Annotated in this window: 23 protein-coding genes; 15 read left to right on the top strand and 8 right to left on the bottom strand. The window is 58.1% G+C overall.

Translation table 11 applies throughout. The features are described from left to right. The first annotated feature begins 29 nt into the window (after positions 1–29). Genes EL26_RS01405 through EL26_RS01385 form a run of 5 tightly spaced genes read left to right on the top strand, consistent with a single transcriptional unit; the run spans position 30 to position 5,216 of the window. On the top strand, positions 30–2,363 hold the full coding sequence (locus EL26_RS01405) for a xanthine dehydrogenase family protein molybdopterin-binding subunit (protein WP_038083587.1): 2,334 nt from the start codon (positions 30–32) through the stop codon (positions 2,361–2,363). Continuing rightward, on the top strand, positions 2,350–3,174 hold the full coding sequence (locus EL26_RS01400) for an FAD binding domain-containing protein (RefSeq protein WP_038083585.1): 825 nt from the start codon (positions 2,350–2,352) through the stop codon (positions 3,172–3,174). The genes EL26_RS01405 and EL26_RS01400 overlap by 14 nt, the downstream gene beginning before the upstream one ends. Then, positions 3,171–3,662 (top strand): (2Fe-2S)-binding protein, encoded by a 492-nt coding sequence (locus EL26_RS01395; RefSeq protein WP_038083584.1) that lies wholly within the window; start codon positions 3,171–3,173, stop codon positions 3,660–3,662. The genes EL26_RS01400 and EL26_RS01395 overlap by 4 nt, the downstream gene beginning before the upstream one ends. 1 nt (position 3,663) lies before the next feature. Continuing rightward, a complete protein-coding gene (locus EL26_RS01390; protein WP_038083583.1) occupies positions 3,664–4,548 on the top strand; it encodes an XdhC family protein in 885 nt (294 codons plus the stop codon). Further along, positions 4,545–5,216: a nucleotidyltransferase family protein gene (locus EL26_RS01385; protein WP_038083582.1), complete on the top strand. Its 672-nt coding sequence runs from the start codon at positions 4,545–4,547 to the stop codon at positions 5,214–5,216. Before EL26_RS01390 ends, EL26_RS01385 begins: the two co-directional genes overlap by 4 nt. A gap of 43 nt (positions 5,217–5,259) precedes the next feature. Here EL26_RS01385 and EL26_RS01380 read toward each other — a convergent pair whose 3' ends face one another. The 5 genes from EL26_RS01380 to glgB form a co-directional block, all read right to left on the bottom strand. Further along, complete coding sequence (locus EL26_RS01380) at positions 5,260–6,258, bottom strand: glycoside hydrolase family 15 protein (protein WP_038083581.1); 999 nt, start codon at positions 6,256–6,258, stop codon at positions 5,260–5,262. 143 nt (positions 6,259–6,401) lie between these two features. Then, the gene (glgA, locus tag EL26_RS01375) at positions 6,402–7,847 is read right to left on the bottom strand and encodes a glycogen synthase GlgA (protein WP_038083576.1); all 1,446 of its coding nucleotides are present in this window, start codon (positions 7,845–7,847) and stop codon (positions 6,402–6,404) included. A 16-nt stretch (positions 7,848–7,863) separates the two neighbouring features. Beyond that, the gene (gene glgD, locus EL26_RS01370) at positions 7,864–8,970 is read right to left on the bottom strand and encodes a glucose-1-phosphate adenylyltransferase subunit GlgD (protein WP_038083573.1); all 1,107 of its coding nucleotides are present in this window, start codon (positions 8,968–8,970) and stop codon (positions 7,864–7,866) included. A 28-nt stretch (positions 8,971–8,998) separates the two neighbouring features. After that, complete coding sequence (locus EL26_RS01365) at positions 8,999–10,156, bottom strand: glucose-1-phosphate adenylyltransferase (protein ID WP_038083571.1); 1,158 nt, start codon at positions 10,154–10,156, stop codon at positions 8,999–9,001. Beyond that, positions 10,156–12,078 carry a 1,4-alpha-glucan branching protein GlgB gene (glgB, locus tag EL26_RS01360; RefSeq protein WP_038083570.1) on the bottom strand — a complete coding sequence of 641 codons (1,923 nt, stop codon included), beginning with the start codon at positions 12,076–12,078 and terminating at the stop codon, positions 10,156–10,158. The genes EL26_RS01365 and glgB overlap by 1 nt, the downstream gene beginning before the upstream one ends. Positions 12,079–12,340: 262 nt before the next feature. On the opposite strand from glgB, the gene EL26_RS01355 reads away from it, so the two are divergent. From EL26_RS01355 to EL26_RS01340, 4 genes are all read left to right on the top strand, one after another. After that, positions 12,341–12,868 (top strand): RNA polymerase sigma factor, encoded by a 528-nt coding sequence (locus tag EL26_RS01355; RefSeq protein WP_052035845.1) that lies wholly within the window; start codon positions 12,341–12,343, stop codon positions 12,866–12,868. After that, positions 12,847–13,500 (top strand): hypothetical protein, encoded by a 654-nt coding sequence (locus EL26_RS01350; RefSeq protein WP_038083559.1) that lies wholly within the window; start codon positions 12,847–12,849, stop codon positions 13,498–13,500. Before EL26_RS01355 ends, EL26_RS01350 begins: the two co-directional genes overlap by 22 nt. 37 nt (positions 13,501–13,537) lie before the next feature. Then, on the top strand, positions 13,538–13,882 hold the full coding sequence (locus EL26_RS01345; protein ID WP_038083556.1) for a cupin domain-containing protein: 345 nt from the start codon (positions 13,538–13,540) through the stop codon (positions 13,880–13,882). 95 nt (positions 13,883–13,977) lie between these two features. Next, a complete protein-coding gene (locus tag EL26_RS01340) occupies positions 13,978–14,301 on the top strand; it encodes a rhodanese-like domain-containing protein (RefSeq protein WP_038083554.1) in 324 nt (107 codons plus the stop codon). Between the two features lie 207 nt (positions 14,302–14,508). Here EL26_RS01340 and dat read toward each other — a convergent pair whose 3' ends face one another. Then, positions 14,509–15,342, bottom strand: coding sequence for a D-amino-acid transaminase (gene dat, locus EL26_RS01335; RefSeq protein WP_038083552.1), 834 nt, complete (start codon positions 15,340–15,342; stop codon positions 14,509–14,511). 120 nt (positions 15,343–15,462) lie between these two features. On the opposite strand from dat, the gene EL26_RS01330 reads away from it, so the two are divergent. The 3 genes from EL26_RS01330 to EL26_RS01320 all read left to right on the top strand — a co-directional run bounded on the left by EL26_RS01330 (position 15,463) and on the right by EL26_RS01320 (position 18,330). Beyond that, a complete protein-coding gene (locus EL26_RS01330) occupies positions 15,463–16,446 on the top strand; it encodes a Gfo/Idh/MocA family protein (RefSeq protein ID WP_038083550.1) in 984 nt (327 codons plus the stop codon). A gap of 98 nt (positions 16,447–16,544) precedes the next feature. Then, entirely contained in the window at positions 16,545–16,754 is a 210-nt protein-coding gene (locus tag EL26_RS01325) for a hypothetical protein (protein ID WP_038083546.1), read from the top strand. Positions 16,755–16,902: 148 nt separating this feature from the next. Further along, positions 16,903–18,330, top strand: a complete 1,428-nt coding sequence (locus tag EL26_RS01320) for an amino acid permease (protein WP_038083543.1) — start codon at positions 16,903–16,905, stop codon at positions 18,328–18,330. Positions 18,331–18,713: 383 nt separating this feature from the next. Here the strand turns inward: EL26_RS01320 and EL26_RS01315 are convergent, their stop codons facing one another. Next, positions 18,714–19,277: a CBO0543 family protein gene (locus EL26_RS01315; RefSeq protein ID WP_052035844.1), complete on the bottom strand. Its 564-nt coding sequence runs from the start codon at positions 19,275–19,277 to the stop codon at positions 18,714–18,716. Next, positions 19,274–19,735 (bottom strand): hypothetical protein, encoded by a 462-nt coding sequence (locus tag EL26_RS01310; RefSeq protein WP_038083541.1) that lies wholly within the window; start codon positions 19,733–19,735, stop codon positions 19,274–19,276. Before EL26_RS01310 ends, EL26_RS01315 begins: the two co-directional genes overlap by 4 nt. A gap of 73 nt (positions 19,736–19,808) precedes the next feature. Here EL26_RS01310 and EL26_RS01305 point away from each other — a divergent pair, with 73 nt between their 5' ends. The 3 genes from EL26_RS01305 to EL26_RS01295 all read left to right on the top strand — a co-directional run bounded on the left by EL26_RS01305 (position 19,809) and on the right by EL26_RS01295 (position 22,927). After that, the gene (locus EL26_RS01305; RefSeq protein ID WP_038083539.1) at positions 19,809–20,261 is read left to right on the top strand and encodes a CBO0543 family protein; all 453 of its coding nucleotides are present in this window, start codon (positions 19,809–19,811) and stop codon (positions 20,259–20,261) included. A gap of 45 nt (positions 20,262–20,306) precedes the next feature. Further along, positions 20,307–20,879 carry a GNAT family N-acetyltransferase gene (locus EL26_RS01300; RefSeq protein WP_038083537.1) on the top strand — a complete coding sequence of 191 codons (573 nt, stop codon included), beginning with the start codon at positions 20,307–20,309 and terminating at the stop codon, positions 20,877–20,879. Between the two features lie 248 nt (positions 20,880–21,127). Beyond that, positions 21,128–22,927, top strand: a complete 1,800-nt coding sequence (locus tag EL26_RS01295) for a M3 family oligoendopeptidase (RefSeq protein WP_038083534.1) — start codon at positions 21,128–21,130, stop codon at positions 22,925–22,927. Positions 22,928–22,979 lie beyond the last annotated feature (52 nt).

Genomic DNA, 22,979 nt, shown 5'->3' with positions numbered 1-22,979 from the left:
AGAGAGGTTGCGGAGAGGAGGAACGGTCTGTGGAATCGGTGGGCAAGAGCGTCCCGCGCAAGGAGTCGTTTGACAAAGTGGAAGGGCGGGCGAAGTATACGCGCGACCTAAGGCTTGCGGGCATGTTGCACGGCAAGTTGGTGACGAGCCCGCACGCGCACGCCAAGATTCGCTCGATTGACGCGGCTGCGGCGGCCGCTGTACCGGGCGTGCGGGGGATCGTGACGGGAGCGGATTGCCAGGAATTGACGGGGGAGCTGCTGGCGGATCGTCCGGTGCTCGCGTATCGCAAGGTGCGCTATTACGGAGAGCCGGTCGCGGTGGTGATCGCCGACGACGAGCAGACGGCGTGGCGGGCGGCGGGGTTGGTGCACGTTGAGTATGAAGTGTTGCCCGTGGTGAGTTCACCAAGCCGGGCGCTGCTGCCGGGAGCGCCGCTTCTGCATGAAGAGGTGGAGAAATACAAACGGTACGGCGATGTGTATCCGGTGCCGGGGATGAACATCGGGAACCACTTGAAGATCCGCAAAGGGGATTTTCAGAGCGGCTGGGAAGCGGGCGTTGTGAAAGTGGAGTGCTATACGGCGTTTCGCCCGAGCGATCACATCGCGATGGAACCGCGTGCGGCAAGGGCGGAGATTCTGCCGGACGGAGAGGTGCACATTCGGGCGTCGACACAGGCGCCGTATGTGATCAAGCGATTTATGGAACGGTATTTCGGATTGGACCCTGGGCAGGTGGTGGTGCACGTTCCGTTTGTCGGCGGCGGGTTTGGCGCCAAGGGGGCGGTGCAGTTGGAGTTTATCGCCTATTGCGCGTCGCGGGCGGTCGGCGGGCGGTTGGTGGAAGTGTCGAACTCGCGGGAGGAAGACATGATCTCTTCGCCGTGTCACATCGGGTTGGAGGCGCAAATCAAGATGGCGGCGACGCCGGACGGGCGGTTGACCGCCGCGCAGATCACGCTCCTCTGGGACGGCGGCGCGTATGCGGACATGGCGGCGGTGATGGCGAAGGCGGGGATTGACGACTGCACCGGACCGTACCGCATTCCGAACGTGTGGGCCGATTCGCTGGCGGTGTACACCAATCATACGTACGCCACGTCGTTTCGGGGATTTGCCCACCCGGAGGTGACGTTTGCCATCGAGCGGACGATGGATCTCTTGGCGAAGAAACTCGGGATGGACCCGATTGCGTTGCGGTTGCTCAACGCGATCGGACCGGGGGAAACGACGCCGACGCAGGTACTGCTGGATGAGAGCAACATCGGGAATGTTCCCGCTTGTATCCTGCGGTTGCGCGAGTTGATGGATTGGGAGTCCGGGCAAAGGGTCGTGTTGCCAAACGGCAGAATTCGGACGAAGGGGATCGCCGCACTGTGGAAAACTTCTTCGACGCCGACCGATGCCGGGGCGGGGGCGGTGTTGATTTTTAACAAGAGCGGCAGCGTCAACTTGATGACCGGCGTGGTGGAAATCGGGCAGGGCACCAAGACCGCGCTGGCGCAGATTGCGGCGGAACGCTTGACGATCGACCCGAGCCTCGTGCATGTGTCGTTTGAAGTCAATACCAAAACCAACCCCGAGCACTGGAAGACGGTCGCGTCCTCGTCGACGATGATGGCGGGGCGCGCCATTCTGGAAGCGGCGGACGATGCGATCCGGCAGTTGAAGTACAACGCCGCACTCGTTTTGCAAGTCTCTCCCGACGAGTTGGAGCTTGCGGAGGGCAGGGTGTTCGTGCGCGGAAATCCACAGCGAGGGTTTCTCTTCAGGGAAATCGCGATGGGCTATGAGTCTGAAAACGGCCTCACCGTCGGCAAGCAAGTGATCGGTCGGGGCAGCTACATCGTGAAACTGACCCGACTGGACCCGGAGACGGGAGACGGGAGACCGGGTCCGCAATGGTCGGTGGCGGCGCAGGGCGTGGAAGTGGAGTTTGATCCGGTGGAGTGCCGCTATCAAGTGCTGCGGGCGTACACGGTGATCGACGGCGGCGTGATCGTGAACCATCGGGGCGCGGTGACCCAGATGATGGGAGGCATGTCGATGGGGCTCAGTTGGGCGACGCGAGAGTCGTTTCTGTACGACAACCAAGAGCGGGTGTTGAATCCGCAACTGCGGTTTTACAAGATCACGCACTTTGGCGAGAATCCGGACATGGTGGTGGATTTCGTGCAGACGCCGTATCACGAAGGGCCGTACGGGGCGCGCGGGATCGGGGAGTACGGCACGATCGGCATGGCGGGGGCGCTCGCCAACGCGCTTTCGGTGGCGGCGGGCGTGGAATTGTTCCAACTGCCGCTGCTGCCGGAGACGATCTGGCGGGCGAGAGGGGGCGGCTCGGTTCATGATCCCGTTTGACTTTGACTATTACCGCCCGGACAGCGTCGGGCAGGCGGTGGAGTTGTATGCACGGCTGCGAGCGGAGGGGCGCAATCCGATCTATTTCTCCGGCGGGACGGAGATCATCACGTTCGGACGTTTGGGGCAACTCGTCACCGATGCGGTGCTCGACATCAAGAGCATCCCGGAATTGGGCGCGTTGGGGCGGTCGGGCGATCATCTGGTGTTCGGGGCGGGACTAACGCTTAACGCCGTGGCGGAGAGCGGGCTGTTTCCCCTGCTCGGCGATGTGGCGAGGCACACCGCCGACCACACCACGCGCAACAAAATCACGCTGGGCGGCAACCTCTGCGCTTCGATTCCCTACCGCGAGACCGTCTTGCCGTTTCTGCTCACCGACAGTTACGCCGTCGTGGCGGGGCGGCAGGGCAACGCTTGGGTGTCGATGCACGAACTGCGACTGGCGCCGGGTGAATTGCTGGTGCAAATTTGGACGGAGCAAAGCGCCGCACGCTGGCCCTCCGTCACGATCAAAAAAACGAAACAGGACGAAGTGGACTACCCGCTCGTCCGCTTGGCGCTCGTCCACGACGGGCGGGGCGTACGTGCGGCGTTCAGCGGCGTGTGCGAAGCGCCGTTTCGCTCGTGGGACATGGAGGACGCGCTGAACACGCCGGGAGTTCCGCTTGAGACACGGATCGCCGAAGCCCTTCGCCGACTGCCGGGGCAAGTCATCGATGACCAACTCGGCTCGGCGGACTACCGGTACTACCTGTTGCACCACTCGTTGCGCGAAGGAATGAGCGCGCTGGAAGGAGGAGGCCGATGAAGGAGTTCACAGGGCGGCGGTACGGGGTGCGGCTGCACGTCAACCATGAGACGCACACGTTGCACGTCCGGGCGGCAGACACGCTGCTCCATGTGTTGCGGGACCAGTTGGGGCTGACAGGCACAAAAGCCGGATGCGAGAACGGGGATTGCGGGTCGTGCACCGTCTTGGTGAACGGAACTCCGCTCAACGCCTGCCTGACGCTGGCGGTCGAAGCGCATGAGCAGCCGGTCACGACGGTGGAGGGGTTGCGCGGCTCTGAGATCCAAAAATCGTTCGTGGAGCACTGGGCGTTTCAATGCGGGTTTTGCACGCCGGGGTTCATCTGCAACGCACAGGGACTGATCGACTATGTTCGCGCCGAGCACCGACACGCCGACGACGAGTTGATCAAAGAGTGGCTGCAATCGAACCTCTGCCGCTGCACGAGCTATCACGAAATTCACGCGGCGGTGAAGTCGGTGCTCGACGACGGGGAGGAGTGTTGAGATGGCCGATTGGCTCGGCTTGTTGCAGGGGATCGAGGAGAAGAAGCGACCCGGAATGCTCGCGACGATCGTGGCGGTGGAGGGCTCCGCGTATCGCAAAGCGGGAGCGGCGATGGCGTTCTGGAACGACGGGTCGTCGCTTGGCGTGTTGAGCGCCGGCTGTCTGGAGCAAGACCTCGCCGAGCGCGTGCACGCTGTCTGGGAACATGGGACGGCGCAGACGGCGGTGTTTGATTTGCGGGCGGAAGACGACCTGTCGTGGGGCCAAGGGCCGGGATGCAACGGCAAAGTGACGGTGTTGATGGAACCGCTGGATGAGTCGCGCAGGAGAGAGCTGGCGAACGTGCGCATGAGGTTGGAACAGGGGGTTGCGGTCACTCTCTGCAAGGAGTACGACGGAGGGCAGCATGTGCAGGTGTATGAGCCCCGCCCTCGATTGCTCCTGTTCGGCGCGGCACCCGACGCCCGCCCGTTGGCGATTGCGGCGGCACAGGTCCATTTTTCCGTGACGGTCGCCGATTGGCGCGAGGGCTTCTGTAAAAAAGAACACTTCCCGCAAGCCGAGCGGCTGATCGTGGGCCGGGCGGAAGAACTCGTGGGGAGGGCGGACGTGAAGTCGCAAGATTATGCGGTGTTGATGACGCACCATTTTCAACAGGACCGGCTGTTGTTGAGGGAGTTGTTGCGGCAGGAGGTGCGGTATCTCGGGGTACTGGGGCCGCGCGCCCGCACGTCGAGGCTGTTGGAAGGAGAGGACGTTCCGGAGCATCTGCACAACCCGGTCGGGCTTGCGATCGGCGCGCAAGGGCCGGAGGAGATCGCGGCGAGCATCGTGGCGGAGTTGATCAAAGTGCGCCGTGCCGGGCGCGGGAGGGGAGAAGCGTGATTGTCTGCGTGTACTTGGCAGCGGGGCTCAGCACACGGTTGCAAGGGCGCAAACTCTTGCTCCCCTTCGAGGGGAAGCCGCTTGGCAGTTGGGCGTTGCAAGCGGCGATGAAGTCGCGGGTGGAGGAGATCGTGGTCGTGACGCGGGAGGAAGGGATTCCCGACTGGATGAGTGAGTTTGAAACGCACGCGACTCATATGTCTCACGCACCGCACGCACCGAACGCATCGAACGCACCGCACGCGTCCACTCCCAGTCCCCGGCTCACCTGCTTACCCAGCCCGAACTCCCACCTCGGCCAATCGCATTCCGTCATCGCCGGCGTGCGGGCCGCGCAAGCGCGGGGAGCTTCCGCCGTCCTCCTCCTGCTCGCCGACCAGCCCTTGGTCACCGTGGAGATGATCAACCGCCTGCTGGACGCCTATCAATCCGCCGACCCGACGCCCCCGTTTGCGGCTGCCTCCTGCGAAGGCATCGCCCGCCCGCCTTGCATCATTTCTCAGACCCTCTTCCCCGAACTGCTCGCCCTCTCGGGCGATCAAGGCGCGCGCAAACTTCTGCGCGCCGGCGAGGGGTTGCGGCTGCCCTTCGACGACCCGCTGCCGTTCTTCGACGTCGACACGGCGGAGGACTACCACTCTCTCCTCCACCAAACAAAACGAGTCTGACCCCGCCAACGCGAGTCAGACTCGTTTTTGAAACCGTTCTGTGTCAAACCGGAATCTCTTCCTTGGTGATCTGGCGCTTTAACAGCATCGTCATCGCCACCGACCACGCCAGCGGGGTGTTGCCGTTCGGGGTCTTGCCGCCGATGTACAACTCCGGCACGCGGCCGTCTTCCGGCAGAACCCGCTGTGTCTTGGTCCAGTACGCGCGCGCCATCTCGTCTTCGCCGAGCACGGCATAACACATGCCAAGCCACGGGAAGCCGAAACACCACTCCGCTTCTTGCTCGTCGCGGTAGTACAGGTCATGCTTATACCGAATCACGCCAAACGTGCGCTCCAACTGCCCGGTGATGTTCGAGAGGATGCGCTTCGCCATGTTGCGATCGACCAGTTGGTAGGGGTAGATCAGGGAGAGCAGCGCGAGGTCGGATTCCTTGGTGACGCTCTCTCGCGGCAAGAGCTGGCGCAGCGTGCGCTCGCCGTTCTCGATCAGCCAATCCGGCACGTACGCCAGCATCTTCACGGCGCGAAGCCCGGCGACGCAGGCGCCGACGGAGGACGCGTGCACTTCCATGTTCTCTTCCCACATCCCGTTGTCGTACGCTTCCCAATACTCGAGCGTCTGCAGATAGTTGACCAGCTTCTGCAAGATCGCCCGATCCACCGCGTCGCGGAACATCCGCTTGCCGACGCGCACGCCTTCGCCGACGCCCCACAGGAACAGTCCGATCGAGTCGTTCTGCGCATGGCCCCACGGCTCCATGCGCTCCGTCAGGTCTTTGTTGTAGCGGGCGTGGATATGTTCGTACAAGTACGCAGGCTTTTGCTGTGTATGGATGTCCAGCTTCCACTCGTAGCGGCGGAACAAGTCGAACAACGCATAAAACGCGTCGGTGTAGCGGGTGCAGTTCGTTTGCAGATAAGGCAGCACGCAGTAGACCACGTCGCGAATCCACACATAGCTGTACTCTTCAGAGGTGGATGCGGTGTACGCGCCGTTGTCCAGTCTCATCGTCTCCAACACGGAATGCAGAGTTTTCATGGTCACTCTCACCTCTCGAATCAGGCTCTTGTCTTTTAATTTACCACGAAATTCGGAAAAGTAAAATCGAATTAAATTGCAAACGCTTACACGACGGTAAAAAAAGAACCATCTCCGCACCCGAGGCGGCGATGGTTGTCTTTTTACAGATGCAGGTAGAGATGGCGGTACTGCTTCGCCGACTCCGTCCAGGAGAAATCGCGGCGGCGGCCGTTTTCGACGAGGTGCGCAAAGCGATCCCGGTCGTGCCAGAGCGAGACGGCGCGCTGTACGGTAAACAGCATGTCGTGCGCGTTGTAGTTTGTGAAGGAGAAACCGTTGCCCTCACCCGTCTCTTCGTTGTAGGACTGCACGGTGTCCGCCAACCCGCCGGTTTCGCGCACGATCGGCACCGACCCGTAGCGCAACGACAGCAGTTGGGAGAGACCGCAGGGTTCGAACTTCGACGGCATGAGGAACAGGTCGGACGCGGCGTAGAGGCGGCGGGCGAACCCTTCGTCAAATTTGATCTGCGCCGAGACGCGGTACGGCGTGTACCACGCCGCTTCGCGGAACGCTTGCTCATAGTGCGCGTCGCCCGTGCCGAGGATGATCAATTGCGCGTCGATCCCCAGCAACTCCGGCAGCACGCCCAAAATCAAATCGAAGCCCTTCTGCTCGACGAAGCGCGAAATCACGGCGATCATCGGCGCGTCTTCGCGAATCGGCAGGCCGAGTTCCTCTTGCAAGCGAACTTTGTTTTGCTCCTTGGCGCGCAGCACGTCTTGAATCGTCCCGCTCATCGAGTAGTTCACCGGCAGACTCTCATCCGTCTCCGGGTTGTAGCTGTTGTAGTCGATGCCGTTGACGATCCCGACGAGGTCGTGACTTCGCTTGCGCAGCAGCCCGTCGAGCGTCGCGCCGTAATACTCGGTTTGAATCTCTTGGGCGTACGTTTGCGACACCGTCGTGATCTTGTCCGCGTAGTTCAGTCCGCCCTTCATGTAGTTCAGCGAATCGTAATAGCCGAGCCCGTCCTCGCCCAAGTGGTCGTCGCCAAGCCCGATCACATCGCCGAGCACAGAGCGGGGGAACACGCCTTGGTAGAGCAGGTTGTGAATGGTGTAGACCGTCTTGATCCCGTGGTAGAACGGGTCGTGCTGGAAGTCGACTTTCAAGAGAAACGGCACGAGTCCCGCCTGCCAGTCATGGCAGTGCAGCACGTCGGGGCGGAACCCGTCGAGGTGCGGAAGCGCCATCAACACGGCGCGGGCAAAAAACGCAAACCGCTCCGCTTCATCCAAGTGCCCGTAGATCGCGCCGTCGCGCTTGAAGTAGTATTCGTTGTCGAGGAAGTAGTACGTAATCCCGTTGTCGCGCAGGACTTCGATGCCGCAGTACTGGTTGCGCCATCCCACCGAAACGGTGAGGACGTAGTGCAAGACCATGCGGTTGCGGTAGTGTTCCGGGATCTTCGAATACTTCGGCAAGATCACCCGCACGTCGAGGTCTTGGCGGGCGAGTTCATGCGGCAGGGCGCCGATCACGTCGGCCAGCCCGCCTGTTTTGATAAAAGGGGCTCCTTCCGAAGCCACATGCAACACGTTCATGTCGTCACCTCCTGCATCAGATGATGCTGCGCTTGTTGATCACGATCGGTTCGGCGGCGTTGCCGACCAGCGATTGTCCGCGCTTGATGCAGACTTCCTTGTCGAGAATCATGTTCTCCACGACCGCGTCTTCGCCGATCTCGCACTCTTGCATGATGATCGAGTTGCGGATCTTCGCGCCCTTGGCGACTTTGACGCCGCGAAACAGAATCGAGTTCTCCACGTTGCCCTGCACGATGCAACCGTTGGCGATCAGCGAGTTGTGCACGTCGGCCGTTTCAATGTACTTCGCCGGCGGTTCGTCCTTGATCTTGGTGTAGACGAGCCCCGGTTGGAAGAACAGCTCTTTCCAAACGTCCGGGTTCAACAGGCGCATGCTCTGCTCGTAGTACGACGCCGTGCAGTTGATGATTGAGAGGTGGCCTTTGTGCTGGAACGCGTGCACGGAGAACTTGTCGATGTGTTGCGCGATCAAGTCTTCCGTCAAGTCGTACTGCTCTTGCTCGACACAGTGTTCGATCATCTCGACGAGCAGGGATTTGTTGATGATGAACGTCTCCATGTAGACGTTGCCGGTCTGCGTGTCCCCCGACATCCCGCGCACGCGTCGGTGCGAGTCGATGTCGAGTTGGTAGCAGTTTGAGAGATCGATCGTGTCCGGGTCGATGCTGTTGTAGAGCAACGTGATGTCCGCTTCGGAGTCCATGTGGAACTGCAGCGCTTCTTTGTAGTTGAGGTTGCAGACCATGTGGCTGCGGCAGACGATCACATACTCTTCCTTGGAACGGTTGAAATAGTCGATATGGCCGTGGAAGTTTTGCAGGTCGCCGCGATACTGTTGGGTCGGGAAGTCGATGGCGGGAGGCAGTATGAACAGACCGCCGATCTTGCGGTCCAACTGCCATTCCTTGCCGGAGCCGAGATGGTCCATCAGCGAGCGGGATTTGTTCAGCGTGAACACGGCGACTTTGGAAATCCCGGTGTTCGCCATGTTGGAGAGCGTAAAGTCGATCAAGCGGTAACGCCCGCCAAACGGCACCGACGCAATCGAGCGGTTGCGGGTCAGGTCGTTGAGCATGGAGTGCGGCTTGCCGAGGTTGATGACACCGATCACGTTTTTCATGAAAAAGGTTCCTCCCCTGTCCCGAAATCTAGTTCTTGATCCGCGCATTGGCGGGGATGAACGAGTCTTCCCCGATCAGCGTGATCGGTGCGTTCTCGCCTTCGACGCCGATGACGCAGTTGTCGCCGATCACTGTGCCTTCCGCCACGATCGATTTGTAGATTTTCACGTTCTGCCCGATGCGGACGTTGGGCATGATGATCGAATCTTGGACCACCGCTTGCTCGCCGACGTGCACGCCGTAAAACAGCACGGAGTGCTCGACGTGGCCAAACACCATGCAGCCTTCGTTGACGAGCGACTGTTTGACGGTCGCGTGCGGCGCGATGTATTGCGGCGGCTGGTTCGGGTTGACGGAGTAGATGCGCCACTCGTTGTCATGCAGGTTGAGCGTCGGGAAGGCTTCGAGCAAGTCCATGTTCGCTTCCCACAGCGATTCGATCGTGCCGACGTCCTTCCAATAGCCTTGGAAGCGGTGCGCGTAGAGGTCGCGCTCTTCTTGGAGCATGCGCGGGATGATGTCTTTGCCGAAGTCGTTGGAGGAGTACGGGTTCTCTTCGTCGCGCAGCAAGTAACTTTTCAGCACGTCCCAGTTAAAAATATAAATACCCATCGACGCGAGGTTGGTTTTGGGGTTTTTCGGTTTTTCTTCGAATTGGGTGATCCGGTCGCGCTCGTCCACGTTCATGACGCCGAAGCGGCTGGCTTCTTCCCACGGCACTTCGATCAGGGCGATCGTCGCTTCGGCCCCGCGCTTTTTGTGCTCTTGGAGCATCTTGTCGTAGTCCATTTTGTAGATGTGGTCGCCGGAGATGACGAGCACGTATTGCGGGTTGTAGCGCTCGATGTAGTAGATGTTTTGGGTGATCGCGTTGGCGGTGCCCTTGTACCAGTTGCCGCCCTTTTGCTGGACGTAGGGCGGGAGGACGGTCACGCCGCCGTTGGCGCGGTCGAGGTCCCACGAAGTGCCGATGCCGAGGTAGGAGTTCAAGATCAGCGGCTGGTATTGCGTGAGCACGCCGACCGTGTCGATGCCGGAATTGGAGCAGTTGCTGAGGGTGAAATCGATAATGCGGTATTTCCCGCCAAAGGGAACGGCCGGCTTGGCCAAATGTTTCGTGAGGGCCCCGAGGCGGCGGCCTTCGCCGCCGGCGAGCAGCATTGCGATGATTTCCTTGCGTTGCATTACGATTTCCCCTTTCGTTGTGCTTTCTGCTTCTTGAGCACGACCACTCCAAGCGGAGGGACGTTGATGCAAAGCGAGTACGGCTGGTTGTGCATCGGGCGTTTCACCGCCGTCAACACGCCGGGGTTTTGCACGCCCGAACCGCCGTAGCGCGGATGATCGCTGTTGAGGATCTCCTCGTACTTGCCGGGCTTTGGCACACCCAATCGGAAGTTCTGATGCACCATCGTGTGGAAGTTGCACAGCACGATGACGCTGTCGGACGGTTTTCGTCCGATGCGGCGGTAGAGGGCGATGCTCTGGTGCTTGTTGTCGGCATCGATCCAGCGGAAGCCTCCCGGTTCATGGTCGAGTTCCCACAGCGCGGGTTCTTCGCGGTAGAGGAAGTTCAGGTCTTTGACGAATTCGCGCATCTGGCCGTGTTTTTCGTAGAGCAGCACGCTCCAGTCCAGTTCACTCTCGTCCTTCCATTCATCATATTGTCCGAACTCGCCGCCCATGAAGAGCAGTTTTTTGCCGGGATGCGTGTACATGTATCCGTATAGTAACCGAAGATTGGCAAACTTCTGCCAATAGTCGCCCGGCATTTTGTTAAGGAGCGATTTCTTGCCGTGCACCGCCTCGTCATGTGAAAGCGGCAACAGGAAGTTCTCCGAGTAGGCGTAGAGGATGGCAAATGTCAGCAGGTCGTGATGGTGTTTGCGGTGAACGGGCTCCGTCTCCAGATACTTCAGCGTGTCGTTCATCCAGCCCATGTTCCACTTGAAGTTGAAGCCCAGTCCGCCGAGATAGGTCGGGCGCGAGACCAGCGGCCACTCGGTCGAGTCTTCCGCCATCATCAACGCGTGCGGGAAGTGTTCGAACACCACTTCGTTCAGTTTGCGCAGGAAGGCGACCGCTTCGAGATTCTCGGCGCCGCCGTGCTTGTTCGGCGTCCATTCGCCGTCCGGTTTGCAGAAGTTCAAAAACAGCATGGAAGCGACGGCGTCGATGCGCAGCCCGTCCAGATGGTACATCTCCATCCAGAACAGGGCGTTGGAGATCAAGAAGGAAATCACTTCCGGTCGTCCGAAATCAAACGACAGCGTGCCCCACTGCGGCTTCTCCGCTTTGCGCCAATCCTTGTACTCGTAACAAGGCGTGCCGTCGAAGCGGCGCAACCCGTGCGCGTCCTTGGCAAAGTGCCCCGGCACCCAGTCGAGGATGACGCCGAGCCCGCGCCGGTGCGCTTGGTCGACGAAATACATGAAATCGTGCGGGGTGCCAAAGCGCGACGTCACCGCGAAGTAGCCGGTGATCTGATAGCCCCACGAGCGGTCGTAGGGATGTTCGGCGAGCGGCATCAGCTCGAGGTGCGTGAAGCCGAGTTCGCATACGTAGTCGAGCAACTCATCCGCCAATTCGCGGTAGGTATAGAAGGAACCGTCGGGCTTTTTCTTCCAAGAGCCGAGGTGGACTTCGTAGATGTTGACAGGACGGTTGTAGACCGGTTTCATGCGTTGGTGTTTTTGCCGGCGTTGCCAAGCTCCGTCGTTCCACGCGTAGCCGCCGAGGTCGTACACGCGCGAGGCGGTGTTCGGCCGAACTTCCGCATAGAAGGCGTAGGGGTCGGCTTTCAAGAGCGTCTCTCCGGTCGGCGTGAGCACTTCATACTTGTAAAGGTCGCCGTGCGCCAAGTTCGGGAAGAAGCCGGACCAGACGCCCTGTTCGGTGACCCGCGCCAATTCGTGCCCGTCTCCCCGCCACGAGTTGAAATCTCCCGCAACGCGCACGGAGCGGGCTTCGGGAGCCCAGACGGTGAAGCGAACCCCGGAGACGCCGTCGACAACAGCAGGGTGCGCGCCCATCATTCGGTAACTCTGCGTCAAGTTGCCTTGGTGAAACAGATACAGATCATACTCGCTTGGTGTAACAACCGACATGCTGCTCTCCACCTGCTTTTAACGAGAATAATTATTTACATATGAAGTTATTAATAAATGAGCTTTCTTCCGTAGTTTACCACATTTTAAGAGCGTTCCATAGCAGGCAGTCGCTCTGTTTTTTTATTACAAGACGGTGAATCGAAAACCCTTTGTCGAGTTTTGACATCCACAGAAAATTAAACTTCCTTTTTTATGAAATCGGGTGCAATTGGTGGAGCTTCCAATCGTCTACATGAGCAGAAAGAGGAGGTGGGGAACTGTGGAGCGGGACTGGAAATTGATCTATTCGCTGTACGCAAACGACGTGTATCGGTTTTTGCTGTATTACGCGGGGAGTCGGGAGGAAGCGGAAGATCTGACGCAAGATGTTTTTTTGAAAGTGCTCGCGAAGTTGCCGGGATTTGAGGAGCGCTCCCAACTGAAGACCTGGATCATCGCCATCGCGCGCAACCTCGCCTTGGATCATTTGCGCAAACGAAACCGCATGGCGAAACTGGCGCAATGGCTGGGACGGCAACCGGCGGAAGCGGTCCGGTTGCCCGAGGACTTGCTGTACCAGAGCGAACAAAGCCGAACTTTGCACGCCGCGATTCAGACACTGAAGGAAGAGTACCGGATCGTCGTGATCTTGCGCGGCATCCAAGAGCTGACCCCGGCACAGACGGCCGAGGTGTTGGGCTGGAACCAAAACAAAGTCAACCTCGTCTACCACCGCGCGATGAAATCGCTGCACAAAAAATTGAAGCAACAGGGGGAGGATTCCAAATGGAATGGGAAAGCGATCTGAAAGATGTAGAAGCACAAGTGCGCGCACTTCCGACTGCCGCTCTTTCGAAAGAAAAGCATCAAGAGATCTATCAGAACCTGCAAGCGGCCGCGATGACTCTTCCCCGGCAAAAGCGCCGCAGCCGCCTCCTCAAAATCGGCTTGAGCACCGCAAGCGTGGCAGCGGTCGCCGTGCTGGCTGTCGGTCTGTACGCCAATGCTCATCCGAGCAGTGCCGTCGCTTCGTTGGTTCAGGGAGCCGGACTCGGGCCTGCTGCACCCAAAGCGGCGATCTACACCGTTCCGGCTGTCGGGTCTTCCGCGCACTGGGACGTGGAGTTGCAAGCAAGCCAAGAGTCCGATCCGAAATCGGAGCCGAACCGTCCGCGCTATGACGTGATCTTGGTGTACAAAGGTCAAGGTTCGAAAGCGCAAAACGTGACGGTGGAAGAGGAAGGCATCGGCATGTGGAGAAAGGACGGCACCGTCATTGCGCGGGATACGATGAAGGTCGGGAATCTGTTCCAAGACCGCTGGCCCATCTACCAGAACTTTACGATCCTTGATCAAGCACCGTACCTATCCTTTATAATTAGTTGGTCTGCGGACGGGGAATCGACACAGACGGAGACGGTCATCATCCCGCGCAAGTAAGCGCAGGGGATCGAAAGTGCAGGAGGAGCAGGGTTCCATGAAAATCAGCAAGCAAGAGGCCGAGCACTACATGTGGGGCGGCGTCTGTGACGGGTGGCACTTGGTGAAAACGCAAGGGCTGAGCGTGATTCAAGAGCGCATGCCCGCGGGCGCTGCCGAGATTCGGCACTATCACGAAGTGTCCCGCCAATTTTTTTACGTGTTGCAGGGACGTCTGACGCTGGAGGTCGAAGGGGAGGTCGCGGTACTGGGCGTGCAGGAAGGTCTGGAAGTGGCGCCTCATCGACCGCATCAAGCTCGCAATGACAGTCTGGAGGATGTGGAGTTTCTCGTGATTTCACAGCCGACGACGCGCGGCGACCGCATCGACTTGAACGAGTAGGAATCGGCAAAACGTTGCCAAAAAACGCCTCCGCTACGTGAGAGGCGTTTTTTTCTATATAATGAGGAGATTGACGTCAAGGGAGGAAACAGGAAATGGCAAAGCCCGGCATCATCACGGCCCAGGAAGTGCAGGAGCGCTTGGAGAACGGCGAGAACTTGCAAGTTGTGGACGTGCGCGAAAACGAAGAAGTGGCGGAACACGGGATCATCCCCGGCGCGAAACACATCCGGCTTGGCGACATCGAAACGCGCTGGACCGAACTCGACCCGGCCCGCGAAACGGTGGTTGTCTGCCGCAGCGGCCGCCGCAGCAAAGCGGTTTGCAACTTTCTGCAAAAGCAAGGATTTGGAAGTTTGCGGAACATGGTCGACGGAATGTTGGCGTGGCAAGGGGAGCGCGAGGAACTGTATCCTTAATTGGGAACTGATAGGAGAACTCCTAATTGTTAGATGTTGCTAGAAAATTACGACGAATGTATAATACATTTTACTGTGTCATGTGTGTATTTGTGTTTTTTGAGTTTGTGTGATTTGTTTCAGATAAAAAGGGAGACCAGACAAAATGACTGGCAAAAAAAGAGTGGACAGCCCTGTGGCTTCCACTCTTTTTTGATCTCCTTCGTCTTAGCCGATCAATTCGCGGAACTTGGCGTGCAGTTTCCGGACGATAGGACCCGGTTTGCCCGTGCCGATCACGGTGTCGTCCACTTGGGTGATCGCCAGCACTTCCGCCGTCGTGGACGTGAGGAACGCTTCGTCGGCGTTCAGCAGAAACTCCGGCGTGTACAGTTCTTCGCGCACTTCGATGCCCAGTTCCGCCGCCACTTGCAGCACCGCCGCGCGGGTGATCCCGTGGAGGATGCGCTTGTTCGCCGGATGGGTGTAGACGACGCCGTCCTTGACCGCGTACGCATTGGTGCTGGAGCCCTCGGTGACGTAGCCGTCGCGCACGAGCACCGCTTCAAAGCAACCGCGATCTGCCGCCGTTTGCTTGGCGAGGACGTTCGGGAGCAGATTCAAAGACTTGATGTAGCAGTTCAGCCAGCGCTCGTCGTCGAGCAGAGCGACTTTCACGCCGGCATTGAAGACTTCCTCCGTCAAACTCTTCGACGGGCGGAACGTCATCGAGACAGACGGCGGCGCATCCGGGAACGCGTGCAGACGCACAGCGATGCCGCGGGTAATCTGCAAGTAGACTTGCGCATCGCGAAGCTCGGCACGGGTGAGCCCTTCGTGAATCAAGTCCTCCAGTTGCTCGACGCTGTACGGCATCTCCAGTCGGATCGCTTTGGCGGAGTTCTCCAAGCGCACCAAGTGTTCGCGCATGAGGAACGGCTTGCCGTCATAGACCTTGATCACTTCATACACGCCGTCGCCAAACTGGTGGCCGCGCTCGTCGATCGGAATCACAACAGATTCGGTGGGCAGAAATTCACCGTTGAAAAATGCAAGCGACATGGGGTTTAACCTCCCGCAGAGAGTAAAGTCAATATATAGTAGGGTTCGCGAAGGGCTCTTGTATTCCTGCTAGATCATGATAGACTAGGAATAGTTTCCAATGTTTGGAGGACTGACACCATGAATCTAGACAAAACCAATCAAATAAAAGTCGGCGTCATCGGCCTTGGCGGCGTGGGCGGACGCGTGTTGGAAGGGTTTGCGATGCACCCGGAAACGGTCGTGGCGGCCGTGTGCGACGTCAACGCCGAACTGGCGCAAGAGGTCGCGAATCAGCATGGCGGCGCGGCGTGGTATACCGACTACCGCGCGATGCTCGACAGTACCGCTCTCGACCTCGTCTACATCGCCGTGCCGCCGAAACTGCACCACCGGATGGCGTTGGATGTGGTGGCGAAAGGCTTGCATCTGTTCTGTGAAAAACCGCTGGCAAACTCGCTGGACGAAGCGCACGACATGTGGAAAGCCGCGACTGATGCGGGTGTGTTGAACGCGATCAACTTCCCGACGCCGTACCGTTCCGTCTGGTCGGAATACAGCCGCTTGGTCGACGCCGGACACCTCGGCGATCTGCGCCGCCTCGACGTGACGCTGCACTTCCACGTCTGGCCGCGCAAATGGCAGCAAAACCCGTGGATTGCCGGACGCGAGCAGGGCGGATACGTGCGTGAAGTGTTGCCGCACTACATCCAATTGATTCAGCACCGCTTCGGCCGCATCGTCCGCGTCCACAGCGAGATCACCTACCCGGACAACCCGGCACTTTGCGAGACGGACGTGCTGGCGACGTTTGAGTTGGAGAGCGGCGTGCGCGTCGTCGTCGACGGCCAAAGCAACATCGCGCAAAAAGAGCGTATCGCGTTTACCGCATACGGCACGGCAGGCACGCTGCAATTGGCCGATTGGTCGCAACTGCGGGCGGGCGGTTTTGACGAACCGTTAACGGACGTGGTCGTTCCGGAGAACAACCGTCACCTCGGCTTGATCGAAGAGTTGGTCAAAGCCCTGCGCGGCGAAGCGGCCGAACTGGTCGACTTTGCAGCCGGATACGAAGTGCAACGCGTGCTGGAAGCAGTCTTGAGCGGCGGCACGCACGACCTGTAATCGATTTGCCGTACAAAAAATGCCATTGGCTGTAACCGATGGCTTTTTTTGTTGTCTTAGTAGATATACAGAATCATCTGAAAAAGGGGATGGAGGAAATGTGGGTCGTCTATCTGATTTTCTTTGGCGGGTTGGCGCTGTTTTTGTACCTTGATTTTAAAGCGGCTGCGCTGTGGGACGTGTTCAGCGGATGCCGGGCGTACGATATGCTGATGCAAGTTTGCGGGAAGAAGCACTTTTATGCCAAGCTTCCCAATTCACGACACGGTGAGCGCATGAACAAGGAACGCATCATGCAAAATCCATAAAAACTGAATCAGTTTCGCACAGGAATGGGAGTCAAGAACTTCCATTCCTTTTTTTGTGGGAGGGAGTTGAATCCTTTAGTGCTTTAGCAGTATACTGTGAAACGTTGCACTTGTTGATTATCCACATGCAGGGGGAAGTAACTACCAGATGAACAATCGAAACTTAGGTTTTTGGGTGCTGACGGCGTTGGTCGTCGGCAATATGGTCGGCTCCGGCATCTTCATGCTGCCGCGGTCGCTGGCGGAAGTGGCAAGTCCCGGCGGTGTGTTGCTGGCGTGGCTGTTCACGGGAGCCGGGGTGTTGATGACCGCGTTGGTGTTCGGCAACCTCGCCGTGCGCAAACCGAATCTCACCGGCGGCCCGCAGATGTATGCCAAAGCGCTGTTTCAGGAAGGCACGGAAGCGTCCACGCTCTCCGGCTACATCGTAGCTTGGGGCTACTGGGTCGCGAACTTTGCCGGGAACGTGGCGATCATCACCACGTTTGCGTCGTACCTCTCGACGTTCTTTCCGATCCTCACGTCCGAAGCGCATCTGTTCTCGATCGCTTCGCTTGACGTATCGGTCGGTCACTTCTTGACGTTCGTTGTCTGTTCCGCAATGCTTTGGGGCATGCACGCGTTGATCTTGCGCGGCATTGAAGGGGCCGGCAAAATCAACTTGGTCGCCACCACGACCAAAGTGCTGGGCTTTGCGTTCTTCATCATCGCCGCACTGTTTGCGTTCCAAAAAAGCAACATGCTCCCGCTGGTCGCCGACAAAACCGGCGACGCGGGCGAAACGTTCGGCTTGCTCACGCAGATTTCGCATGCGGCCGTCACGACGCTGTGGGCGTTTGTCGGCGTGGAATCGGCCGTCGTGCTCTCGTCGCGCGCCCGCAAGCAATCCGATGTGAAAAAAGCGACGATCGTCGGTCTCTTAACCGCTGTCGTCATCTACATGGGCATCTCCGTGCTCGTCATGGGCACGCTCTCGCAGTCGGTGCTGGTCCAATCGGAAAAGCCGCTCGTCGACTCGCTCTCCGCCGTGATCGGCAACTCCGGCTCGTACTTGATGGCGGGTCTCGGCTTGATTTCGCTGCTCGGCTCAACGATCGGTTGGATCATGATGTCGTCTGAAGTTCCGTACCAAGCGGCAAAGATCGGACTGTTCCCGAAGCTGTTCTTGAAAGACAACGCCAAGGGCGCTCCGGTTCGGTCGCTTACGATCACGAACTGCATGTCGCAGCTGTTTATCTTCTCCACGATTTCGCAATCCGTTTCCAAAGCGTTTGATTTCGTCATCCTCGTCGCAACGCTCGCTTACCTCGTGCCGTATGTCGTCGCTTCGGTCTACCAATTGAAACTGGTGTTCACAGGCGAAGGCTACACCAACCTCGAAAGCAAACAGCGCTTCGTCGACGGCCTCATCGCCGCGCTCTCCACGCTGTACTCGCTGTGGGTGATCAAAGCGGGCAGCGGCGATATGAAAACGTTTCTGCTTGGCATCGGGATGTTGGTGATCGGGCTGGTGTTCTACCCGTTCTTGCGCGGTGTGAAAAACCGCGAACCGGTGGACATGTCCAACCGCATCTGATGACCGATCGATCAAAACAGAAAGAAGCACGCCCCTCCGACAGGGCGTGCTTCTTTTTGTACTTCGTGAATCCGTATACCAAAGGAAGACAAGAGAGCCGCAACGCACATGATTCCGTAGCTCTTGAGAAGAGCGTTGCGGCAGGCCGGGATCTGTCTTTCGGCTTTTTCTATGAAAAGAAAGCAAACGCGCGCCACACGGTCCGCTTGAAGTGTCTGCACTGCATTGCAGAGTACTTTGCCGAATCCAGACGATTGTCCAGCTAGCCAAGGTCTACGCTTATTAGTTTACATAATACCTAAGGCTCTTGCACTAGGAGAACTCTGGTAACTTTGGTATAGAGTTCGGGATGGAGGGTATGGTTTCTGGGGATACAGGACTATTTAGTCAGGAGGGGAATGTTGGTGGCACAGAACTTTATGGACGAAACTTCTCGTAAACATCGACACCAAGATATAGATGGGAAAGGAATACACAAACCGCCAATTGATAAGTTTGTAGATGCCCATCCAGACCAACAGTGGTTCGACCAGAAAAGCCACGCAGGCGGACAGCACAATCGAGGCACTCAGAAAAGCCCTCCAATTTTTCCCGTAGCGTTGGTACAAAAGGGAGTACATCACCGGCATCATCACTAGATCTCCGGGAATCAATGCAGGAGTCAGAGGTTCAAACAGGGAACCGTAGCTCCAGAGCACGAGATTGACCCCGATGATGTCCAAGATGATGGAGATGATGGTGATCATCGCGCCGTAGAAGGAGATTTCCAAAAGTCGTCGGCGGTCGACCTGTTGAAACCAGACCATCCAGAACAACAGGGTCAGCACCAAGGATAACCACCAGTTAAACGAGAACAGGTCGACATGCAACCATTTGTAGAAGATCTGATCGTGTAATTGTCGCCGTAAGTCGAGAATCTCGTTGGAAGTCGCATAGGTGTTGCTCACGTTCTGCTTCCTCCTCTCTGCATTTGCGGCGACAACCAATGCCAGAGGCCGTACAGGATCGAATAGAAAAGCCCTTGCACAAACACCCCGAAGCCGATGTTCCACGGCGGGCGGGTGTCGACGATGTGCAGCCAACTGAGCGCCTTGATATAGAGGACGGTACCTGCCACGAAGAGCGAAGCATAGCCAAAACGCCACTTGGAAGCCGGCATATATTGAATGAATATCAGCACGACGACAGGCCAGATCGTGACGTCGGCGGAGATGGGCGCCCAAAGTTTTGCCCATTGCGGGCCGGAGACCACCCAAACCTTACACCAATCCATCAGGAAAAACTGATATAAAAACCGCAGAAACATGCCTGTCAGCACCAACGGTAACCATTCGCGCACACGATCTTTCTCGATCAAGAGCCAGAAGAGCAGGATTGCGACAGCTTCCATCAAAATCAGTGCCATGTTGCATGACCTCCTGCACATACTATGCCCGACAACAACTCGCGCCATTAGTACGAGTTAAGGAGGTAAGCGTATGTACTTTGTGGGGCTGTTCTTCCTATGTTGGCTGGTGTTCATTTGGAAAGCGGATAAGAATCGGGCGCGAGAACTGTACGGCGTGGTGATTTACACGAGTTTTTTGGGGCTCTTAACCGATTTGATTATGGTGCACTACCAACTTTGGTCGTACAAAGGTCTGCCGTGTCCGATGTATACCATCCCTTTGACGCTTGATTTCGGCATCTATCCGGTGGTGGCGTATCTGTTCGCGCAGACGTTGCCGCAGTCGTGGGGACGGATTGTGCGCAAAACCCTGTTCTGGACGTTGTTCTCGGTTCTGTTTGAGTTTGTGACGTTGCGTACCGGCAATATGTTTCATCACCAGTGGTGGAGCCTCTGGCTCTCGCTGTGTTCGGATATCGTGATCTACTTGTCGATCGCCGCCGTGTATCGATTCTATCGTCCCGCCTATGTTGGAAATAACTAGGGGGATGTGATAGAATGGCTCCAACTGAGAGGGGGATTCAAGCGAATGAACGTCTACTTGCCGGGGGAAAAAGTCATCCTGCGCGACCTGACACCTGACGATGTGCCGGTGATTTGGCATTGGCGGTTTGAAGCGGAAGACCGGGAGCATGAAAAATGGAACGGGCCCTACGGTCCGGTGCCGTTTGAGAGTTTGGATGATCTGACAGTCCGCATGGAACAGGGGCTTTTTTCCGAGACGGCGGAGGGAAAGTTCCGCAGTCAATTGGTGATCGAGGCGGACGGCAAGTTGATCGGCACCGTCAACGCCTATTGGGTAGACGAGCGGACGAAGTGGCTGGAGATCGGGATCGTGATTTTCGATTCGCGGTATTGGTCCGGCGGTTACGGAACGGAAGCGTTCGGGCTTTGGATGACGTATTTGTTTGCGAACCTCGACATCGTACGCCTTGGCATTTCCACTTGGTCGGGCAACGAGCGGATGATGCGGCTCGCCGCGAAGTGGGGCATGATCGAGGAAGGGCGCATCCGCAGAGCGCGAATCGTGCGGGGCGACTATTACGATTCGATCAAGATGGGCATCCTCCGCGAAGAGTGGGACGCCCGGGAAGGGGCGTAGGCGGATGGGTTCGAGAATGATGCACGCGATCATCGCGCACATCACAGCAATCGAAATCGGCGTGACCGACGCTCACCAACGGATGAACGCGCCATCGGGGGATTTTCAATTTAGGTGAAGTTATTAAATATATTGAGGATTCGATTCGGGAGGCAAAAGGATATCTGGAGAAGGTACCGAATATTGTGGTAGGAGTAAAAACCAACTAACGCTGGCGAGTACATATTGGCAAAGGGGTTATGAAATCGATGAAAGCACCGTTGAACCCGTCTTGGGATTTAGAAGTCGTATTTGCGGGCGGCAGTGCGTCTGAGGAATTCAGCGCACACCTCCGTTCCATTACTGAAGATATGCAAGGAGTTCAGGAGCTTGTGAGCAACCTGCAAGCGGCGTCCGGCGCAGACCAATGGGCGGCGCTGTTTGACGCGATTCAAGCGCTCTACGGCCGTTTGCGCACCGCGTCCGCCTTCATCTCTTGCTTGACCGCGCAAGACGTCAAAGACATGCAGGCGAAAGTGCTCCAAGGCTCGTTCGCGCAGATGAACGCCGCGTATCTTTCCGTCATGACGCAGTTGGACGCGAAGATTTTGGAAGTTTCGGAGGAGGAGTGGAACGCGCTGCTCCAAGACGAACGCCTGGCGCCGATCTCGTATACGCTGGAAGAACGCCGCCGCCGCGCAGTCGAGAAGCTCTCGCCGGAATCGGAGTCGCTCGTCAACGACCTCTCCGTCGACGGCTACCATGCCTGGTCGCTGCTGTACAACGCGATCGTCGGCCGCATGTCGCTGACCGTGGAGAAGGACGGCCAGCCGACGCAGCTGTCGATCGGCCAAGCGCAAAACCGCTATGAAGGCCACGGTGAGCGATCCGTTCGCCAAGACACGTTCGCCAAGTGGGAAGAAGCGTTCACCGAGCAAGAAGAGTTGATCGGTTCGGCGCTCAACCACCTCGGCGGTTTCCGCCTGCAAGTTTACAAGCATCGCGGATGGGAATCGGTGCATCGCGAGCCGCTCGACATCAACCGCATGTCGCAAGCGACGCTCGACGTGATGTGGAACACGATCAACGAGTACCGCGAACCGTTCGTTAAATACTTGAACCGCAAAGCAAGTCTGCTGGGTCTGGAACGTCTGGCTTGGTATGACGTGCACGCGCCGCTGGGGGAATCGGACACGACGCTCAGCTACGACGAAGGCGCGCAGTTCATCGTCGAGCAGTTCCGTAAATTCTCGCCGCAGATGGCGGAGTTTGCCGAGATGGCGTTTGAACAGCGTTGGATCGAGGCGGAAGACCGCCCCGGCAAGCGTCCGGGCGGTTTCTGCACCGGCTTCCCGAAAAACGGCCAATCCCGCATCTTCATGACGTATGACGGCTCGACGGGCGGCGTGGCGACCCTCGCGCACGAACTGGGCCATGCGTACCATTCGTGGGTCATGCGCGACATGCCGCTGTTCGTGCAATCGTACTCCATGAACGTCGCGGAAACCGCGTCTACGTTCGCCGAGATGATCGTCGCCGATGCTGCGCTGAAAAACGCCAAGTCTGAGGAAGAGCGCATCGCGCTCTTGGACAACAAGTTGGGCAACGCGATTTCCTTCTTCATGAACATTCAGGCGCGCTTTATCTTCGAGACGAACTTCTACGCCGAGCGCCGCAAGGGTCTCGTCTCCACGGCCCGCCTCAACGAACTGATGACCAACGCGCAGAAGGAAGCCTACGCCGATGCGCTCTCCGAATACCACCCGCACTTCTGGGCGTCGAAGCTGCACTTCTACTCGACGGGCGTGCCGTTCTACAACTTCCCGTACACGTTCGGCTACCTGTTCTCGTACGGCGTTTATGCGCGCGCGCTGGCGGAAGGCCCGACGTTTGCCGACAAGTATGTGGCGCTCCTGCGCGACACCGGCAGCATGCAAGTCGAAGATCTGGCGCAAAAGCACCTCGGCGTCGACTTGACTCAGCCGGATTTCTGGCGCGGCGCGGTGGAGTTGGCGGTGAAAGACGCAGAAGAGTTCCTGCGTCTGACCGAGAACCGCGTTCACGCGTAAGTCTGCTTTGCGATACTTTCCCAAAAACCGCTTGGCCCTCCGGGGTCGGGTG

Origin of the sequence: Tumebacillus flagellatus (assembly GCF_000714935.1) — a bacterium.
In the GTDB taxonomy this organism is placed as follows: Bacteria; Bacillota; Bacilli; order Tumebacillales; family Tumebacillaceae; genus Tumebacillus; species Tumebacillus flagellatus.
This window is presented reverse-complemented; position numbering and strand designations above follow the sequence as displayed.

Bases quoted from the DNA above. Each gene is read 5' to 3' on its own strand.
- glgD (WP_038083573.1), bottom strand. From the start codon at position 8,970: ATGAAAAACGTGATCGGTGTCATCAACCTCGGCAAGCCGCACTCCATG.
- EL26_RS01345 (WP_038083556.1), top strand. From the start codon at position 13,538: ATGAAAATCAGCAAGCAAGAGGCCGAGCACTACATGTGGGGCGGCGTC.
- glgA (WP_038083576.1), bottom strand. From the start codon at position 7,847: ATGAACGTGTTGCATGTGGCTTCGGAAGGAGCCCCTTTTATCAAAACA.
- dat (WP_038083552.1), bottom strand. From the start codon at position 15,342: ATGTCGCTTGCATTTTTCAACGGTGAATTTCTGCCCACCGAATCTGTT.
- EL26_RS01305 (WP_038083539.1), top strand. From the start codon at position 19,809: ATGTACTTTGTGGGGCTGTTCTTCCTATGTTGGCTGGTGTTCATTTGG.
- EL26_RS01340 (WP_038083554.1), top strand. From the start codon at position 13,978: ATGGCAAAGCCCGGCATCATCACGGCCCAGGAAGTGCAGGAGCGCTTG.
- EL26_RS01300 (WP_038083537.1), top strand. From the start codon at position 20,307: ATGAACGTCTACTTGCCGGGGGAAAAAGTCATCCTGCGCGACCTGACA.
- EL26_RS01395 (WP_038083584.1), top strand. From the start codon at position 3,171: ATGAAGGAGTTCACAGGGCGGCGGTACGGGGTGCGGCTGCACGTCAAC.
- EL26_RS01390 (WP_038083583.1), top strand. From the start codon at position 3,664: ATGGCCGATTGGCTCGGCTTGTTGCAGGGGATCGAGGAGAAGAAGCGA.
- glgB (WP_038083570.1), bottom strand. From the start codon at position 12,078: ATGTCGGTTGTTACACCAAGCGAGTATGATCTGTATCTGTTTCACCAA.
- EL26_RS01310 (WP_038083541.1), bottom strand. From the start codon at position 19,735: ATGGCACTGATTTTGATGGAAGCTGTCGCAATCCTGCTCTTCTGGCTC.
- EL26_RS01295 (WP_038083534.1), top strand. From the start codon at position 21,128: ATGAAAGCACCGTTGAACCCGTCTTGGGATTTAGAAGTCGTATTTGCG.
- EL26_RS01320 (WP_038083543.1), top strand. From the start codon at position 16,903: ATGAACAATCGAAACTTAGGTTTTTGGGTGCTGACGGCGTTGGTCGTC.
- EL26_RS01350 (WP_038083559.1), top strand. From the start codon at position 12,847: ATGGAATGGGAAAGCGATCTGAAAGATGTAGAAGCACAAGTGCGCGCA.
- EL26_RS01400 (WP_038083585.1), top strand. From the start codon at position 2,350: ATGATCCCGTTTGACTTTGACTATTACCGCCCGGACAGCGTCGGGCAG.
- EL26_RS01325 (WP_038083546.1), top strand. From the start codon at position 16,545: ATGTGGGTCGTCTATCTGATTTTCTTTGGCGGGTTGGCGCTGTTTTTG.
- EL26_RS01380 (WP_038083581.1), bottom strand. From the start codon at position 6,258: ATGAAAACTCTGCATTCCGTGTTGGAGACGATGAGACTGGACAACGGC.
- EL26_RS01330 (WP_038083550.1), top strand. From the start codon at position 15,463: ATGAATCTAGACAAAACCAATCAAATAAAAGTCGGCGTCATCGGCCTT.
- EL26_RS01365 (WP_038083571.1), bottom strand. From the start codon at position 10,156: ATGCAACGCAAGGAAATCATCGCAATGCTGCTCGCCGGCGGCGAAGGC.